At 59.6% G+C, this 15,174-nt stretch carries 14 protein-coding genes; 2 read left to right on the forward strand and 12 right to left on the reverse strand.

Annotated elements, in window-relative coordinates; genetic code table 11:
* The first annotated feature begins 97 nt into the window (after nt 1–97).
* Entirely contained in the window at nt 98–286 is a 189-nt protein-coding gene (locus DPA2511_RS22695; RefSeq protein WP_012764886.1) for a DUF1272 domain-containing protein, read from the forward strand.
* A 432-nt stretch (nt 287–718) separates the two neighbouring features.
* On the opposite strand, the gene fdhF is transcribed toward DPA2511_RS22695, so the two are convergent.
* Together fdhF and DPA2511_RS06515 are read right to left on the reverse strand one after the other, a co-directional pair.
* A complete protein-coding gene (gene fdhF / locus DPA2511_RS06510) occupies nt 719–2,869 on the reverse strand; it encodes a formate dehydrogenase subunit alpha (RefSeq protein WP_012764887.1) in 2,151 nt (716 codons plus the stop codon).
* A 36-nt stretch (nt 2,870–2,905) separates the two neighbouring features.
* Nucleotides 2,906–3,448, reverse strand: a complete 543-nt coding sequence (locus DPA2511_RS06515; protein ID WP_012764888.1) for a 4Fe-4S dicluster domain-containing protein — start codon at nt 3,446–3,448, stop codon at nt 2,906–2,908.
* A 393-nt stretch (nt 3,449–3,841) separates the two neighbouring features.
* On the opposite strand from DPA2511_RS06515, the gene DPA2511_RS06525 reads away from it, so the two are divergent.
* A complete protein-coding gene (locus tag DPA2511_RS06525) occupies nt 3,842–4,525 on the forward strand; it encodes a GntR family transcriptional regulator (RefSeq protein WP_012764890.1) in 684 nt (227 codons plus the stop codon).
* A gap of 195 nt (nt 4,526–4,720) precedes the next feature.
* Here the strand turns inward: DPA2511_RS06525 and DPA2511_RS06530 are convergent, their stop codons facing one another.
* From DPA2511_RS06530 to DPA2511_RS06575, 10 genes are all read right to left on the reverse strand, one after another.
* Entirely contained in the window at nt 4,721–5,995 is a 1,275-nt protein-coding gene (locus DPA2511_RS06530; RefSeq protein WP_023638199.1) for an aspartate aminotransferase family protein, read from the reverse strand.
* Nucleotides 5,992–7,041, reverse strand: coding sequence for a phosphotransferase (locus tag DPA2511_RS06535; RefSeq protein WP_012764892.1), 1,050 nt, complete (start codon nt 7,039–7,041; stop codon nt 5,992–5,994). Before DPA2511_RS06535 ends, DPA2511_RS06530 begins: the two co-directional genes overlap by 4 nt.
* Nucleotides 7,034–7,768, reverse strand: a complete 735-nt coding sequence (locus DPA2511_RS06540; protein WP_012764893.1) for an SDR family NAD(P)-dependent oxidoreductase — start codon at nt 7,766–7,768, stop codon at nt 7,034–7,036. Before DPA2511_RS06540 ends, DPA2511_RS06535 begins: the two co-directional genes overlap by 8 nt.
* Before the next feature lie 239 nt (nt 7,769–8,007).
* Nucleotides 8,008–9,036, reverse strand: coding sequence for an ABC transporter substrate-binding protein (locus DPA2511_RS06545; protein ID WP_012764894.1), 1,029 nt, complete (start codon nt 9,034–9,036; stop codon nt 8,008–8,010).
* A 558-nt stretch (nt 9,037–9,594) separates the two neighbouring features.
* On the reverse strand, nt 9,595–10,074 hold the full coding sequence (gene hycI, locus DPA2511_RS06550) for a hydrogenase maturation peptidase HycI (RefSeq protein WP_012764895.1): 480 nt from the start codon (nt 10,072–10,074) through the stop codon (nt 9,595–9,597).
* Complete coding sequence (locus DPA2511_RS06555; protein ID WP_012764896.1) at nt 10,067–10,468, reverse strand: formate hydrogenlyase maturation HycH family protein; 402 nt, start codon at nt 10,466–10,468, stop codon at nt 10,067–10,069. Before DPA2511_RS06555 ends, hycI begins: the two co-directional genes overlap by 8 nt.
* Nucleotides 10,465–11,256: an NADH-quinone oxidoreductase subunit B family protein gene (locus DPA2511_RS06560; RefSeq protein WP_012764897.1), complete on the reverse strand. Its 792-nt coding sequence runs from the start codon at nt 11,254–11,256 to the stop codon at nt 10,465–10,467. Before DPA2511_RS06560 ends, DPA2511_RS06555 begins: the two co-directional genes overlap by 4 nt.
* A complete protein-coding gene (hyfH, locus tag DPA2511_RS06565; RefSeq protein WP_012764898.1) occupies nt 11,253–11,822 on the reverse strand; it encodes a hydrogenase 4 subunit H in 570 nt (189 codons plus the stop codon). Before hyfH ends, DPA2511_RS06560 begins: the two co-directional genes overlap by 4 nt.
* A 10-nt stretch (nt 11,823–11,832) precedes the next feature.
* Nucleotides 11,833–13,560, reverse strand: a complete 1,728-nt coding sequence (locus DPA2511_RS06570) for a hydrogenase large subunit (RefSeq protein ID WP_012764899.1) — start codon at nt 13,558–13,560, stop codon at nt 11,833–11,835.
* Complete coding sequence (locus DPA2511_RS06575; RefSeq protein WP_012764900.1) at nt 13,553–15,169, reverse strand: hydrogenase 4 subunit F; 1,617 nt, start codon at nt 15,167–15,169, stop codon at nt 13,553–13,555. The genes DPA2511_RS06570 and DPA2511_RS06575 overlap by 8 nt, the downstream gene beginning before the upstream one ends.
* Nucleotides 15,170–15,174 lie beyond the last annotated feature (5 nt).

Genomic DNA, 15,174 nt, shown 5'->3' on the forward strand with positions numbered 1-15,174 from the left:
CTTGTCCGTTCAGGGCGAAAAGATGTCCTGTTTTGGCCTGTCCGTTCGGTAGCGTCCGGTGTCATGATGACGATGGACGATAACCGAGGAGAGAATAATGTTAGCGATGAAACCCCATTGTGAACGCTGCGGCAAAGGCTTGCAGCCAACGGCTACAGACGCGCTGATTTGCTCTTTTGAATGTACATTCTGCTCTGAGTGCGCCACTCATGCGTTGAATAGCACGTGTCCCAATTGCGGCGGTGAATTGGTGAGAAGGCCGACCCGACGTTTGGACAAGGATTAAGCAGCATCCGGGATTATTCGTCGTTGCGGCGTAAACAAGATGATGTTTCTTCACGACCTGGGGGCAACACTCGCTGGAGTTGGCGGATGACGCCATGACATCGTAGGTGGCCGGTTCAGCAAGCGAACGGGTTTAACGTGTGTTTTCACCCTTCATCGCATCCACTAGCCGATGCCAAGGTTGCGGATGACGGCTATGGCAGGTATTCGGTGATGTTGAACACACTCTTCTGGGGCGAGTCCCGAACAGGCTGGAAGTATCCACGGCGATTCGGCATTGCCGCCGCCTGTTTGGGCTGGCGACTCTTGCGGTTTGCGCCTCGCTGCACCGCGATATGATCGCCGGCAGTTGCCGAGCATCATGGCGGGCGGCGGTTTGTACTCCGAGCAGCCCACACCCCACCGGGTGATCGGTGGGGTGTGGCCGGTTGGATTAACCCGCGACTTCCGCTTCTTTACGCAGACGCGCCTTCAGTGCGCTGTATTCCTGAACGACATAGTTTTCCGCCCAGTTCTGATCGGCGATAGCCTCCAGTTTCACGGCACAGTGTTTGTACTCCGGTGTTTTGGAGATCGGATCCACTTCATCCAGCGTCAGTTCGTTACAGGCGCCGATCCACCACTGGTAGGTCATGTATACCGCCCCTTTGTTAATGCGTTCGCTGACCATGGCGCGACTGATCACTTTGCCGCGGCGGGAAGCGACCCACACCAACTGCTGGTCGCGCACGCCGAGAGCGGCGGCGTCTTCCGGGTTCATCTGCACATAGCCGGGTTCGTCGGCCAGCGTCTGCAACGCGGTACAGTTGCCGGTCATGGAACGGCAGGAGTAGTGACCCACTTCACGCACGGTGGAGAGCACCAGCGGATACTCGGCGTCGGTCTGCTCCATCGGCGGGTGCCATTCGGTGGCGAACAACAGCCCTTTGCCGTTGGGGCGGTCGAACTTGTTGCCGGCATACAGCCACGGTGTTCCTGGGCTGTCTTCGGTCAGACACGGCCAGGGAATATAGCCCAGCCCGGCCATCTTGTCGTAGGTCGCACCGTAGTACAGTGGGCACAAATGGCGCAGCTCATCCCAGATTTCCTGGGTGTTGTTGTAGTGCATCGGGTAGCCCATGGCGGTAGCCATCAGGCTGATGATTTCCCAATCCGGCTTGACGTTGCCCTGCGGTTCCACCGCTTTATAGAAGCGCTGGAAGCCACGGTCGGCCGCCGAATAAACCCCTTCGTGTTCGCCCCAGGACGTCGCCGGGAAGATCACATCCGCCATCGCGGCGGTTTTGGTCATGAAAATATCCTGAACGATCAACAATTCCAGTTCGGCGAAGGTCTGCCGTACTACCGACAGGTCCGGCTCGGTCTGCAACGGGTCTTCGCCCATCAGGTAGTTGGCCTTGATCTTGCCTTCCTTGATCATGTGCGGTACGTCGGTCAGCGAGTAACCGATGCGGTCAGACAACGACGGCACGCCCCAGGCTTTGGCGAATTTCTCACGGATTTCCGGGTCGGTGACTTTCTGATAGCCGGGGAATTGGTTCGGCAACGCGCCCATATCGCAGGCACCTTGCACGTTGTTTTGACCGCGCACCGGGCCGACGCCCACGTTCGGGCGGCCGAGGTTGCCGGTCAGCAGCGCCAGGCCGGACAGGCCTTTCACCACGTCGACCCCTTGCGTCCACTGGGTTACGCCCATGCCCCACAGAATGGTGGCGGACGGCGCAGCGGCATACATACGGATGGCTTCACGGATCAATTGCGGACTGAGGCCGGTGATGTCCGCCACATATTCCGGCGTGTATTTCGCCACCAGATTGCGGTATTCCTCGAACCCTTCGGTGTGCGCAGACACAAAGCTCTGGTTGTACAACCCTTCGTTGATCAGCACGTTGGCGAAGGCGTTCACCAGCGCCATGTTGGAGCCGTTTTTCAGCGGCAACCACAGATCGGCGATGCGGGCGGTTTCAATGTGACGCGGGTCGCAGACGATGATCTTGGCGCCGCGTTCTTTCGCTTTGATGATGCGGCGCGCCACGATCGGGTGGGAGTCGGCGGCGTTGTAGCCGAACACCAGAATGCAGTCGGTTTTTTCGATTTCGCAAATCGAGTTACTCATCGCGCCGTTGCCCAGCGTGACCTGCAAACCGGATACCGACGGGCCGTGACATACGCGAGCACAGCAGTCGATATTGTTGGTGCCGGTGACGGCGCGGGCGAATTTCTGCATGACGAAATTGGTTTCGTTGCCCGGGCCACGAGAAGAGCCGGTGTGCATGATGGCGTCCGGGCCGTATTTTTCCTTGATGGCTTTCAAACGGGAACTGGCGAACTCGATGGCCTCGTCCCAGGACACCACTTCAAACGGCGCGCCTTTCTGGCGGCGGATCATCGGCTGTTTCAGACGCGGGGTCAGTAACTTGGTGTCATTGAGGAAATCCCAGCCGTAATAGCCTTTCAGGCACAGCTCACCTTCGTTGGTGAGACCGTTGGCCCCTTCGGCGCCAACCACTTTGCCATTTTCCACCAACAGGTTAATTTTGCAGCCTGACCCGCAGTAGGGGCAGACGGTAATCACTTTCTGCATGACATTGCTCTCCTTCAGCGTACCTTGATGGCACGGTCAGAATTTCATTTCCGCGGCTTCGTCTAACGCTGCGCGCCGCTGTTTACGTTGGATCATTTCCTGAATGTCATCGCGGCTTATCAGGTGCAGGGCTTTGGTCGGACAGACTTCGACACAGGCCGGCCCACCGGCGCGGCCTTCGCACAGATCGCATTTATGGGCTTCGGCCTTGATGCAATTCCCCAGGGTTTGATAATGGCTGATACGCGCCACCGGTTTACTGATCACCGTCATGGCGCCGTAGGGACAAGCCACCACACAGGTCTTGCAACCGATGCATTTTTCCTGCTGCACCTTGATATGATCGCCGGCGCGCACAATCGCGCCGTTCGGGCAAACATTGGCGCAGGGGGCATCTTCACAGTGACGGCACTGGATAGTGGTACTGACGTTCAGACCTTTCACCACTTTCAGTCGGGGGGTGAAATGTTCCGGCGACAACGACGAGGGATTACCGTCGCTGTGGGCCAACACGCAGGCGACCTCACAGGTGCGGCAGCCGATACATTTCCTGGGGTCTGCTAAAACGAACCGGTTCATGACAAGGTCTCCTTCCGCGGCTCTGGTTGAATGTCGGGTTTGTCGACAGCCAGGGCCGCCGACACATCGCCATACATAAAGCAGGGTTTATGCCAGAATAAATGCTTATAGATTAATCCATTGATTTTTATGTGATTAAAATTTGTTTTCGCCGGATTCTGGACGATTCCCTGCCAGGGTGACGACGACCAACGACGGCCTTCGGCAGATTTGACGACGGAATGATGTCGAGGCGCCGCCGGTGGAGAGCGTCCTTGGCCCGCGGCGCGTCGTCGACATGATTTATCGCGGTCAGTGTTGTATTGTCATGGGCTGGATGCCGCCGCCGACGGCGGAATACGACGAAGAGCCTATTCCCATTAGGGTCCTCAGTGATGACGAACGGGAGAAAACGTGAATTATCCGATTGCGTCGATTACTCGTACCGGGCTGAGCAACAGCGTTTATGCCACCTTGCGGGATGCGCTGATCACCGGGCGCTTTAAACCTAACGATCGCCTGCGGATCCGCGAGCTGGCGGCGCAACTGGGCACGAGTGTGACGCCGGTGCGGGATGCCATTCTGCAATTGGCGAAGGAACAAGCATTGGAGCTGCGCACCCCGCGGGATATCCGTGTGCCGGAACTGACGCTGGAGCAGTATCTGGAAATCCGTATGCTGCGCATCGCCATTGAAGGCATGGGGGCGGAAAACGCGGCACGTTGCGTGACGCCGGACGCACTGTCGCAGGTGGAGGTGAATATTGCGCAGAACGTCGAGGCGGTAAAACGCGGCGATCTGGCGGATGCGTTGCGCCTGAACAGCGAATTTCATCTGCTGCTGGCCCGCACGGCGCAAATGCCGTTGTTGTGCAGCTTTATCGACAGTTTATGGATGCGTACCGGGCCGTTGATCGCTCAGGCTTACAGCCATTTTTCCGAGCGGATGGCGGTCGGGCATCACCGCGACGTGTTGGATGCCCTGAAGGCGGCGGATCCGGTGGCGGCGCGGCTGGCGATTCAGGCTGATATTCAGGACGGCCACAATAAGATGATCGAGTTTATCACCGTGGCGCGACAGGAGCGGGTGGCAGGGTAATCACGCGGGGCGACGGGCTGCCGGCTCAAGGGCCCGATAACCTGAATCCCCGTCCGCATGCCGTCAGGCATGATTGCACGGCGAAACGCGATGACGCGGCCTGGCGGTACGCCGCATCGTTGCGGTTGTCCCCCCCGGTGTCGGGGGAATATCCCGATGTCAGCCACTGCCGCCCGGCCCGCGTTGAGGGGCGCGCTATAACGCCGCCATCACCGTATCCAGGCTGTCGAGCAGGATATCGGCGTGTTGCTGCGTGAACACCAGCGGCGGCCGGATTTTCAGGATATTTCCATGCGGGCCGGTGGCGCTGATCAATACGCCGGCCTGACGCATACCGTTTACCAGTCTTACGGCGTCATCGGTGGCGGGCTGTCGGCTTTGTCGGCTTGTCACCAGTTCCACGCCGATGAAAAAACCGTAGGCGCGAATGTCGCCTATCCGCTCATGGCGTTTGGCCAGCCGTCGCAGCCCGGCTTCAATATAGCTACCCACTTGCGCCGCATTTTCCTGTAGCCGATCGCGACGAATGATGTTCAGTACCGTCTGCGCCGCCTGGCAGGAAACCGGGTTGCCGCCGAAGGTATTGAAGTAGCGTTGGGCATTACCGAAGGCATCGAACAATGCCGGTCTACCCACTACCGCCGCCACCGGATGGCCGTTGCCCATCGGTTTGCCCATGCTGACCAGGTCGGGCGTCACGCCGTAACGGGCGAACCCCCAGCGATGCGAGCCGGTACGACCGAAACCGGCCTGCACTTCGTCAGCGATATACAGGCCGCCTGCCGCGCGCACCTGCGCGACCACCTGTTGTATTTCTTTCGCGTCGGCGCCGAAGATACCGTCGCTGGAAAAAAGGGTATCGAACAACAACGCGGCGGGGCGAATGCCCTGCGTTGCCATGTCCTCCAGCGCCCGGTTTACGCTGGCCAGCATCTGGCCGGGGGCGTGGCGATAACCGTCCGGCGGGTCAATCAACCAGACATGCTCGCCGCACGGCGTACCGCTGCCCAGCGACGGCGACAGCCCCGCCAACAGTGAAGTAACGCCATGATAAGCCCAGCGGGTCACTATTATGCCGCGGTTGCCGGTGGTCTGACGCGAGATGCGCAACGCCAGATCGTTGGATTCGCTGCCGGTGCAGGTCATGGTGATGTTGCCGAGTTCGTCGGGGAACTCCTGTAGGAAGTCCTCGGCGAAATCCAGAATGGCATCGGTGATGTAACGGGTGTGGGTGTTAAGCGTCGAGGCCTGACGGGCGATGGCCGCCACCACTTCCGGGTGACAGTGACCGACGGACACGACATTGTTGTAACCATCGAGGTAACGTTCGCCGTCGGCGTCGTACAGCCAGACGCCTTCGCCGCGCACGGCGTGTACCGGCTGTTGGTAAAACAAGCGATAACCGGCGCCAAGCAACCGGTGCCGACGCTCCAGCATGGCGGTTGTCGATGATGTGATGGACGCAGTCATGATGCGGGTTCCTTATGGCAGGCCAGCAACAGTTGGTTGATGAATTCATCAAGCGGCAGGCGGCTGAGGTACTGCAAGCTAAGCCAGGCAGCATTGAGATTGCGGCAGATGTAGTCGCGGTTTTCCGGATACAGGCCGCTACGCCACTGAGTGATGGAAATGGTGAGGATCAGGCGAGCGGCGATCAGGCAAGGCAGTAGCCGGATTTCCTGCTCGGTCAGCGGTAACACCGCATGATAGGCGGCCACGAACGGCAGTATCCATGCCAGCGGCTGGGCAGTATCGCCGATCTGATACGCCAGCGCGGTCGCCAGCTCGTTAATCAACGGGGCGCAGAGTGCGTCGCCGAAATCGATAATGCCGCATACCCGCATATCCTGAGCCGGATCCGCCAGTACGTTATGCGGGTTAAAATCGTTGTGGATCGTCTGTGTTCTCAGGTTGGACAACTGTGGCGCGACGGTGTGCTCCCAACGGTTCAGCCACACGTTAACCAGTTCCCTCTGCCGGGGATTGCTGATGTTATCCAGCCAGTCATAGGCACGGTGCATACGGGTGATATCCCACAGCAACTCGCGTTCAGCGGCCGGGTGGGCGAAGCTGCGTAACGCCAGATCCAGACGCGCCAGTGTGGTGCCCAGGTTGGTGGCCAGCCGGGTATTTTTTTCGATGCGGTACAGCGGCAGCCCGTCGCTCCAGGAGATCAACCGGGCGTGAAACGGGTGCGAGGCCGTATGCAAAACCGGCGAGACATCGCCCTGACAATCCGGCGCAACGCGCGGTATCGGTAGGGTCGGATCCTGTTGCGCCAGATGCAACAACAGTTGTGTCTGAAAATCCCGCACCTCGGCCGGTTCCGCCGGATTAATGAATTTCAGCATGTAGCAGCCGCGTTCGGCGGTGACAAGCTGGAAGTTGGCGTCGCGCTCGCCCGGCAACGGCAGAATATCGCCGTCCAGCCCATAGCGGGAACGGGTGAAGTCTTGCGCCTGACCGGCGGTAATGCGGGGGACATCAGTGGTGAACAACGCCATGGCGTCAGACATGCTGCCCTCCGTTAACATGGATTTCTGCGCCGTTGACGTAGGAGGCGCCGTGCGTGCAGAGGAAGTAAATCAGCGACGCGACCTCTTCCGGTTTGCCGAGCCGTTTCATCGGCACGGTGTGATCCACAATGTCCTGGGTACCGGGCGACAGAATCGACGTGTCGATTTCGCCGGGGGCGATGGCGTTCACCCGGATGCCGAACTTACCGAAATCGTGCGCCATTTCCCGTGTGAGCGCCGACAACCCGGCTTTTGAGGTGGCATAGGCGACGCCGGCGAACGGGTGTACGCGGGAACCGGCTATCGAGGTCACATTGATGATGCTGCCCTGCGCAGTGCGCAGTTCGTCGAACAACCCGTTGGCCAGAATCGCGGTGGAAAACAGGTTGACGTTAAAGACTTTTAGCCAGGTGGCGTAGTCGGTTTCGCGGACGCCAAGCCGTGCGCCGTCATCGCCTTTGGGAGAGACGCCGGCGTTGTTGACCAGCGCGTGCAGTTGTCCCCCTAACCGTTCCCGGATCATGGGCAGATTGTCCTGTAGCGCCGGGATATCTTCCAGATCGAGGTGAATGTGATTCAGCAGCCCTTCCGCCCAGGGGCAGTCCTCGACCCAGCTTTGCCGGGAGGCGGTGAAGATTTTCCAGCCGGCGGCGTGAAAATGTTTCACCGTCGCGTGGCCGATTCCCCGGCTGGCGCCGGTCAATAACAGCGTTTTGTTGTCGGACATGATTCACCTCGATATATGATGCATCATAAAATAGCGCAATTCAGTGTGAAGGCAAACTGAATTTGTCGCACGCGCGACTACCGGGTGCTGAACGTAGCGCTGATCCTGCTACCTGCGGTCATGCGCTACATCGGTTTGGGGCGGATGTCGTCATTTTTGTCGTCGTGACGGGCACGGGGAAATGCGAACCCGTGCCGCCAATGATGAGCTCCCGGCTCCCCGGACACTCAGCGGGGGGATTATTTGTCGGCCCAGGCGTTGAAGCGCTGTTCCAGTTCTTCACCATGATCAATCCAAAATGCGGTATCGATATTGACCGACATTTCCAGATTCTTCGGGTTGGTGGGCAGGTTTTCCGCCACCGTTGGGTCAAGCTTGAGCATCGCGCCTTTGTTGGTCGGGCCGTATGGGATGAGGGTAGCGAACACTTGTTGATTTTCCGGCTTGTTGGCGAAAGCAATGAATTGTTCCGCCAATGCCTTGTGTTTGGTGCCTTTCACAATGGCCCAGCTATCAAGGTCGTAGAGGCTGTCCCGCCAGACGATGTTGAAGGCATGGCCCTCTTTTTGGGCGGCAGTGACGCGACCGTTATAGGCGGAGGTCATCACGACATCACCCGACACCAGCCACTGTAACGGTTGCGCGCCGGACTCCCACCATTGAATGCTGGGTTTGATCTGATCGAGTTTTTTGAACGCCTGGTTAACGCCTTCCGGGGTCGACAGTACCTTATAAACGTCCTCACGCTTGACGCCATCCGCCAGCAGTGCGATCTCCAGCGTGAATTTGGCGCTCTTGCGCAACGCGCGTTTCCCGGGGAACGCTTTGATATTCCAGAAATCCGCCCAGTCTTTCGGCCCGTTTTTCAACTTGTCGCTGTTGTAGGTCAACACGGTCGACCACAGGAAAATGCCGGCGCCGCACTCGGACGTCGCGCCTTTGACGAAGTCGGCTTCATTGCCGAGCTTTTTCCAGTCCAGTGATTCGAATAACCCCTCGTTGCAGCCGCGCACCAGCTCCGGGCTTTCCACTTCTACCACATCCCAACCCACCTGACCGGTCTGCACCATGGCGCGGATCTTGGCCATCTCACCATTGTATTCACCGGCTTCGACACTGCCTAAACCCGCCTGTTTAAATGGCGCATAGAACGCTTTCTGTTGCGCTTCTTTGTTCAGGCCGCCAAACGAAATGACGGTCACGCTTTCTGCCTGAGCGGCAAGCGAAGCGCCGAACAGACTGACAACCAGTAATGTTTTGTTGAGCATGCTGCTTTCCTCATGGTGTGGAGTTACGTTGTTTTTATATATGATGCATCATGTATGCCAGATCGGAAGTGATAGCGTGAATATGAATCAACACATTGTTTTTAAAATAATCGTTATGAATTTATCGCCAGGGATGGCCGTCAGTTATCTCGCATTCTGCCGGTCTGGAGGGCGGCGTGCACCACGCGGGTGAAGAACGTGACGGAGCACGACTTAAATAGAAAACCCGCGCGAGCATGGTCGATTGATGAGCGCGGCAGTAAAAAAAGCGATGGCATGAGCCTGATACCGAAATGGCTCAGCGCGCTTGTTAAGCGTCATGACGCGGACTAAAGATAAAACCCGAACCAGGATGCGGTGGATTACGGCTGAGATCGGTTTCGGTAGCAGAAGGAGGAGGAAACGTCATGTGACGTATCCTCTGAGACGCGGATAGCGCCGGCGCTGGTTATGCCCGGCCATCGGTCATGATGCTGAACGCATGTACGGAAAGCATGGTACGAAACGCATGGCGCCGAGCGTGCGGAGATAACGCAGGCTCGGCGTCAATGGCCGGGTTTATTCCAGCGTCGCGAATCCGCCATGTCCTTCCCAGCCGTCAAGACGTTGATAAAGATGCTCCACCGCCTGGGTGACTTCCGCACCAATGGGAAAATAGAACGCCACCAATGCCGGCTGAATGCCGACGAAAATCACCTCGGGAATGTCTTCCTTCAGGCTATCGATCAGGTAGTTCAACGGCATATTGTGGGTATTCATCAACAGGTCGTCGGCGATTCTGTCCGGGTTGACGATGCGGATTTCGCCTGGCGCCAGCCCCATATCGGTGGCATCGACGACCAGCAGGCGTTGCGGTTTCAGCTCCCGCAGCGTATGGGCGGCGTTTTCCGGGATGGCGCCGCCGTCAATAACCGACCAACCGGGCACCGGTTCTCGGGTCATGCGCTCCGCCAGCAACGGCCCGGCGCCGTCGTCGGCCATCATGGTGTTGCCGACGGTCAACACCATATTCTCGGTACGTAACGGGTGTTCAGTCATCAATACGTTTCACCATGAGATAAAGCGCCGGTTCCCGTTGCATCGCTGCCAGATTGTCCGTCAGCGTTTGGGTCCATTCCGGGAATTGGTCTTGCCCGGCGAGCGTGGAAAAAGCGCCGCCCAGCAGGGCGGCATGCGTCTGGTCGATGGTGATTTCGCCAAAGCGCAGCAGGCCCAGCATTTTGCGCTTGGCATCACCGTCTTCCAGTTGACCCACCCAGCCTTCGTAGTCCGCCAGCGGGCACTCCAGTACCCGCTTCAGGCAGTCGATCACGCCGACGTGGTGGCCAATGGCCAGTGAGTAATACATCACCTGCTGGGCTTGCTCCGGCACCTTGTCGCGGCTGTCCAGAAACTTCTGGTTCAGCGCGTAGAACATGACTTTCGCGTTCATCGGACGATCGCTCCGCTCAGCATCGCTTGGTAGATCTGCAACAGCTGGCCGACGATCTCCGTCAGGCGCGGGTCGTTATGCTGTTGCAGCCAGCTGTCCACCCGTTGTTCAAACCCGGCCAGCGGCTGGTTTTCCAGTAGCCCCAGAAACCGGTCGCTGATTTCGCGGCCCTGACGATAACCCGCCATCCGCCGGGCTTCGCGCTCCAGCAGTACCCGCAGATCGGGCGGTACGTCGGGGTGGATCAGCGCGGCTTTTTCGTCCTCGCCCTGCTGGTGGCTTTGACCGTGCAGCTTCTGCTCCAGCAGGCCCAGCGCCACGGCGAACCCGTAAATGGTCGCCGCCGGCGTCGGCGGACAGCCGGGGATATACACGTCGATCGGCACGATTTTATCGCTGCCGCCCCACACGCAGTACAGATCGTGGAAGATGCCGCCGCCACAACCGCACGCACCGTAGGAGATGCAGATTTTCGGATCCGGCGCCGATTCGTAGGCGCGCAGCGCCGGGGTGCGCATAGCGCGCGTGACCGCGCCGGTGAACAGCAGAATGTCGGCGTGGCGCGGCGAGGCCACCACCTTGATGCCGAAACGCTCGGCGTCGAACAGCGGGGTAATGGCGGAGAAGATCTCGATCTCGCAGCCGTTACAACCGCCGCAGTCCACGCGGTAGACATACGCGGAACGCTGGATATCCTTCAGCAGCGTTTTTTTCAATTGTTGGGTTTGTTCATCCAACGTGATCGGCGTGGTGCGGTAGTGGTCGGCACCGTTAGGCAACATACTCATGACGGATTCCCCTCTTTGTGGGCCGGGGTCGGCAGGTGGTGGCTCAGCATGACGTTGCCTTTGTTATCCATATTCTTTTTGCGCTTGCAGTCCGGGCAGGTTTCAAACTGGCTGCGGCGCGACTCCACCTCGCTTTCCGACAGCCCCGACTGCACCAGCAGCGCCATGGTGTATTCCACCTCTTTTTGCGGCGCGAACGGCGTATGGCAAACATGGCACTCCAGCAGGCGGAAGGTCGCACGCTGGTAAAGGTCGGCCTTGCTGGCGACCGCCATTTCAAACTCCTGCGACAACACGATGGCGCGGGTCGGGCAAACTTCTTCGCAGCGGCCGCAGAAAATGCAGCGGCCGAGGAACAACTGCCAGATGCGTTCGCCGTTATTGATGTCGTTGTCCATGGTCAGCGCATTAGCCGGGCAGGCCATGGTACAGGCGGCGCAGCCGATGCATTGGGCCGGGTCGTACTCCGGTTTGCCGCGGAACCCCGTCGGGACCTCCAGCGGAGCGAACGGGTATTTCACCGTGCTGTTGCCCGCTTTAAGGATGGTTTTAAACAGTTTCAGCATGATGCATCCCTCATTTCAGCGGCGAACGGGTACGTTCCAGTCCGTAGCGTTCCAATTCTTTGTACGGCACGGTGGTGATCTTCTCTTTGCGTACATCCACCAGCGTGACACGGTCGGTACAGGAGTAGCACGGGTCGAGGCTGCCGATGATCAGCGGCGCGTCCGATACCGTGTTGCCGCGTAGCATAAAGCGCAGCACCGGCCAGTTGGCGTAGGTGGCGGCGCGGCAGCGCCAGCGGAACAGCTTCTGGTTGTCGCCGGTCATACTCCAGTGGATATCCTCGCCGCGCGGCGCTTCGGTAAAGCCCAGTGCGAACTTGTGCGGCCGGTAGTGGATATGCTCGTTGAGGATCGGCCCGCCGGGCATGTTGTCCAGCCCGAATTCGATCATCGCCAGCGAGGTAAAGACTTCGCGCACCCGTACCAACACGCGGGAATACACGTCGCCGCCATCGAGGTGGTGCAACTCCATCGGCAGGTCGAGATAGCCGGCGAACGGATGGTCGACGCGCACGTCGCGGTTAAACCCGCTGGCGCGGATCATCGGCCCCACCGGGCTGTAATCGCGCGCCACCTGCCGGTTCAGCACGCCGATGCCTTGGGTGCGTTGCGCCATATTGGCGGTGTTGAGCAACATATCGGTCAGTTGAGTGACCTCTTCGCGCATTTCGCGGATCAGCTTGATGGTCTTCAGCCGGTCTTCTTTCAGAATGTCGCGACGAATACCGCCGATCAGGTTCAGCCCATAGGTCTTGCGCGCACCGGTGAGCATCTCGGCAATTTGCATCGATTTTTCGCGCACCCGGAAGAACTGCATAAAGCCGGTATCGAAGCCGACAAAGTGGCTCGACAGCCCGATATTGAGCAGGTGGCTGTGCAGGCGCTCCACTTCCAGCAAAATGCTGCGGATGGTATGGGCGCGGGCCGGCACCACGACGCCGAGCGCGTTCTCGATGGACGAGGTGTAGGCCACGCTGTGGGTGAAACCGCAGATGCCGCACACCCGGTCGGACAGGAATGTCACTTCGTTGTAGCCCATGCGGGTTTCCGCCAGTTTTTCCATGCCGCGGTGGACGTAGAACAGGCGATAGTCGGCGTCGATGATCTGCTCGCCGTCGACGAACAGCCGGAAGTGGCCCGGTTCGTCGGAGGTAATATGCATCGGGCCGATCGGCACCACGCGGGTATCGCCGGTGGCTTCGTTGACGAAGGTGTAGGACTCGTCGTCACGGGTGGGCGCAGGGCGCTGACGGTAATCCATCGCGTCCTTGCGCAGCGGGTAGAGTTCGTCCGGCCAGTCGTCCGGCAGCACCAGGCGACGCTCATCCGGCAGGCCGACCGGGATCAGCCCGTACATGTCGCGCACTTCGCGCTCGCCCCACACGGCGGCGGGCACGCGCGGCGTGACCGAGGGGAATTCCGGCACCGTCGGGTTAACCAGCGCCTTCACCACCACCCAGCACTTCTCGCCCTGTTCCATCGACAACACATAGTAGACGGCAAAATGGCCGTTAAGGGAGCGTTCGTCGTTGCCGAACAGCACCGACAGCCAGCCGCCGTGCTGGTAATAGAGGTATTCCACCACTTCCGGCAGCGTATGCAGCTTCACGGTAATCGTCAGCTGATTGCTGGTCTGTCGCTCTTCCTCCAGGATCGCCGTGGGGAATTTCGCTCTTACCTGAGCCACATAGCTCGCGCCCAAGGCATCGGCGTTTTGCGCGGGGGTTTGATTAATCACGGTACATCTCCTGACGGGAAGGGGTTAACGATGAAACGGGCGCATGTTCCTGAGGGGCCGCGCGCAGGCTCAGCGACGGCCAGCCGAGCGGGGCCGCTTGGCCGTCGGCGCCCGGCGCGGTGTTAAGCACGATGGCGGTGGCTCGCTCCAGCAGTTGCGTCACCGGCTGCGGGATGCGGGTGCCCATCACCAGCATCAGCACCAACAGGATCAGCATGGGAACGGTGGTCAGCCAGCCCAGTTCGCCGCGGCTGACCGCCTCTGGCTTGCTGCCAAGGACGGTCATCGCCACCATGCGCACCAGCCCGGCCAGCACCACGGTCAACAACGCCAGCAGCAGCAGTGTGAGCGGTAGCTGCCCGGCGTGGATCCCGGCGGTAACGGTCATGAACTCGCTGAGGAACACGTTGAACGGCGGCATGCCGCCCAGCGCCAGCGCGCCGCCCGCCAGCAGTGCGCCGGTCAGCGGCGCCACGCGCAGAATACCTTTCACCGCATCCATATCGCGGGTGCCATATTTCAGCAGCACGTTACCGGAACCGCAGAACAGCAGGGTTTTCGCCAGACTATGGTTGAGGGTGTGCAGCAGCGCCGCCAGAATGCCGAGCGGCCCGCCGATGCCGATCGCCACGGCAATCAACCCCATGTTTTCCACGCTGGAGTAGGCCAGCAGGCGCTTCATATCCCGTTGCACCAGGATCAGGAACGCGGCCACGGCCACCGACAGCAGGCCGAACACCAGCAACAACCGTTGCGGAAATTCCGGCCCGATGGCGGCGCTGATCAGAATGGTGTAACGCACGATCACCAGCAGCGCACAGTTGAGCAGTACGGCGGAAAGCATGGCGCTGGTGGGGCTGGGGGCTTCACTGTGGGCATCCGGCAACCAGGCATGCATCGGGAACAACCCGGTTTTGGTGCCGAAGCCGATGAGGATAAAGATAAACGCCAGATGCATCAGTGTGCCGTCCAGCTCGCCGGCGTGTTTCAGCACTTCCGTCCAGAAAATGGCGTTGCCCGGTTCGGTCATCACGTTGGCGGCGTTGGCGTACACCAGCACCGTACCGTACAGACCGAAGGCCACGCCGACGGTACAGATGATGATGTATTTCCAGGCCGCCTCCAGCGAAGAGCGCTGTCCGTACAGCCCGACCAGAAACGCGGAGCTCAGCGTGGTGGCTTCAATCGCTGCCCACATCAGGATCAGGTTATTACTGGTGATCACCAACAACATGGTGAACAGGAACAGGTGGAAGAAGCCGTAGTAGTAACACAGCGTCGGGAGGCTGATCTCGCCGCCATCCAGCTCATGGCGCATATAACCGATGGAGTAGAGCCCGGTGATAAAACCGATGACGCCGAGGATCGCCAGGAACAGCGCGCTCAGGCTATCCAGATGCAGCCAGCGGTTGGCCGCCAACAGTTCGCCCTGTTGGTAAACGCTCCAGACAGTGAACAACGTTATCGCCAGCAACGCGACGATGCCCACCAGGTGGACAGCCGTCACCAGGGTGCGTGCGGCGCCGCCGGTAAAGCGGCTGACGAAGGCCAGCAGCGCCACCACCAGCGGGGTGGCGAGCAGGGTGATAAACAGATCCAGTGTAGCCATGACAG

This window comes from Musicola paradisiaca NCPPB 2511 (genome assembly GCF_000400505.1).
In the GTDB taxonomy this organism is placed as follows: Bacteria; Pseudomonadota; Gammaproteobacteria; order Enterobacterales; family Enterobacteriaceae; genus Musicola; species Musicola paradisiaca.

What these genes read in the sequence shown, in the direction of transcription:
- DPA2511_RS06560 (WP_012764897.1), bottom strand. Translation starts at nt 11,256, where the DNA reads ATGAGTATGTTGCCTAACGGTGCCGACCACTACCGCACCACGCCGATC.
- DPA2511_RS06515 (WP_012764888.1), bottom strand. Translation starts at nt 3,448, where the DNA reads ATGAACCGGTTCGTTTTAGCAGACCCCAGGAAATGTATCGGCTGCCGC.
- hycI (WP_012764895.1), bottom strand. Translation starts at nt 10,074, where the DNA reads ATGACTGAACACCCGTTACGTACCGAGAATATGGTGTTGACCGTCGGC.
- DPA2511_RS06535 (WP_012764892.1), bottom strand. Translation starts at nt 7,041, where the DNA reads ATGTCTGACGCCATGGCGTTGTTCACCACTGATGTCCCCCGCATTACC.
- DPA2511_RS06530 (WP_023638199.1), bottom strand. Translation starts at nt 5,995, where the DNA reads ATGACTGCGTCCATCACATCATCGACAACCGCCATGCTGGAGCGTCGG.
- DPA2511_RS22695 (WP_012764886.1), top strand. Translation starts at nt 98, where the DNA reads ATGTTAGCGATGAAACCCCATTGTGAACGCTGCGGCAAAGGCTTGCAG.
- DPA2511_RS06545 (WP_012764894.1), bottom strand. Translation starts at nt 9,036, where the DNA reads ATGCTCAACAAAACATTACTGGTTGTCAGTCTGTTCGGCGCTTCGCTT.
- hyfH (WP_012764898.1), bottom strand. Translation starts at nt 11,822, where the DNA reads ATGCTGAAACTGTTTAAAACCATCCTTAAAGCGGGCAACAGCACGGTG.
- DPA2511_RS06540 (WP_012764893.1), bottom strand. Translation starts at nt 7,768, where the DNA reads ATGTCCGACAACAAAACGCTGTTATTGACCGGCGCCAGCCGGGGAATC.
- fdhF (WP_012764887.1), bottom strand. Translation starts at nt 2,869, where the DNA reads ATGCAGAAAGTGATTACCGTCTGCCCCTACTGCGGGTCAGGCTGCAAA.
- DPA2511_RS06555 (WP_012764896.1), bottom strand. Translation starts at nt 10,468, where the DNA reads ATGAACGCGAAAGTCATGTTCTACGCGCTGAACCAGAAGTTTCTGGAC.
- DPA2511_RS06575 (WP_012764900.1), bottom strand. Translation starts at nt 15,169, where the DNA reads ATGGCTACACTGGATCTGTTTATCACCCTGCTCGCCACCCCGCTGGTG.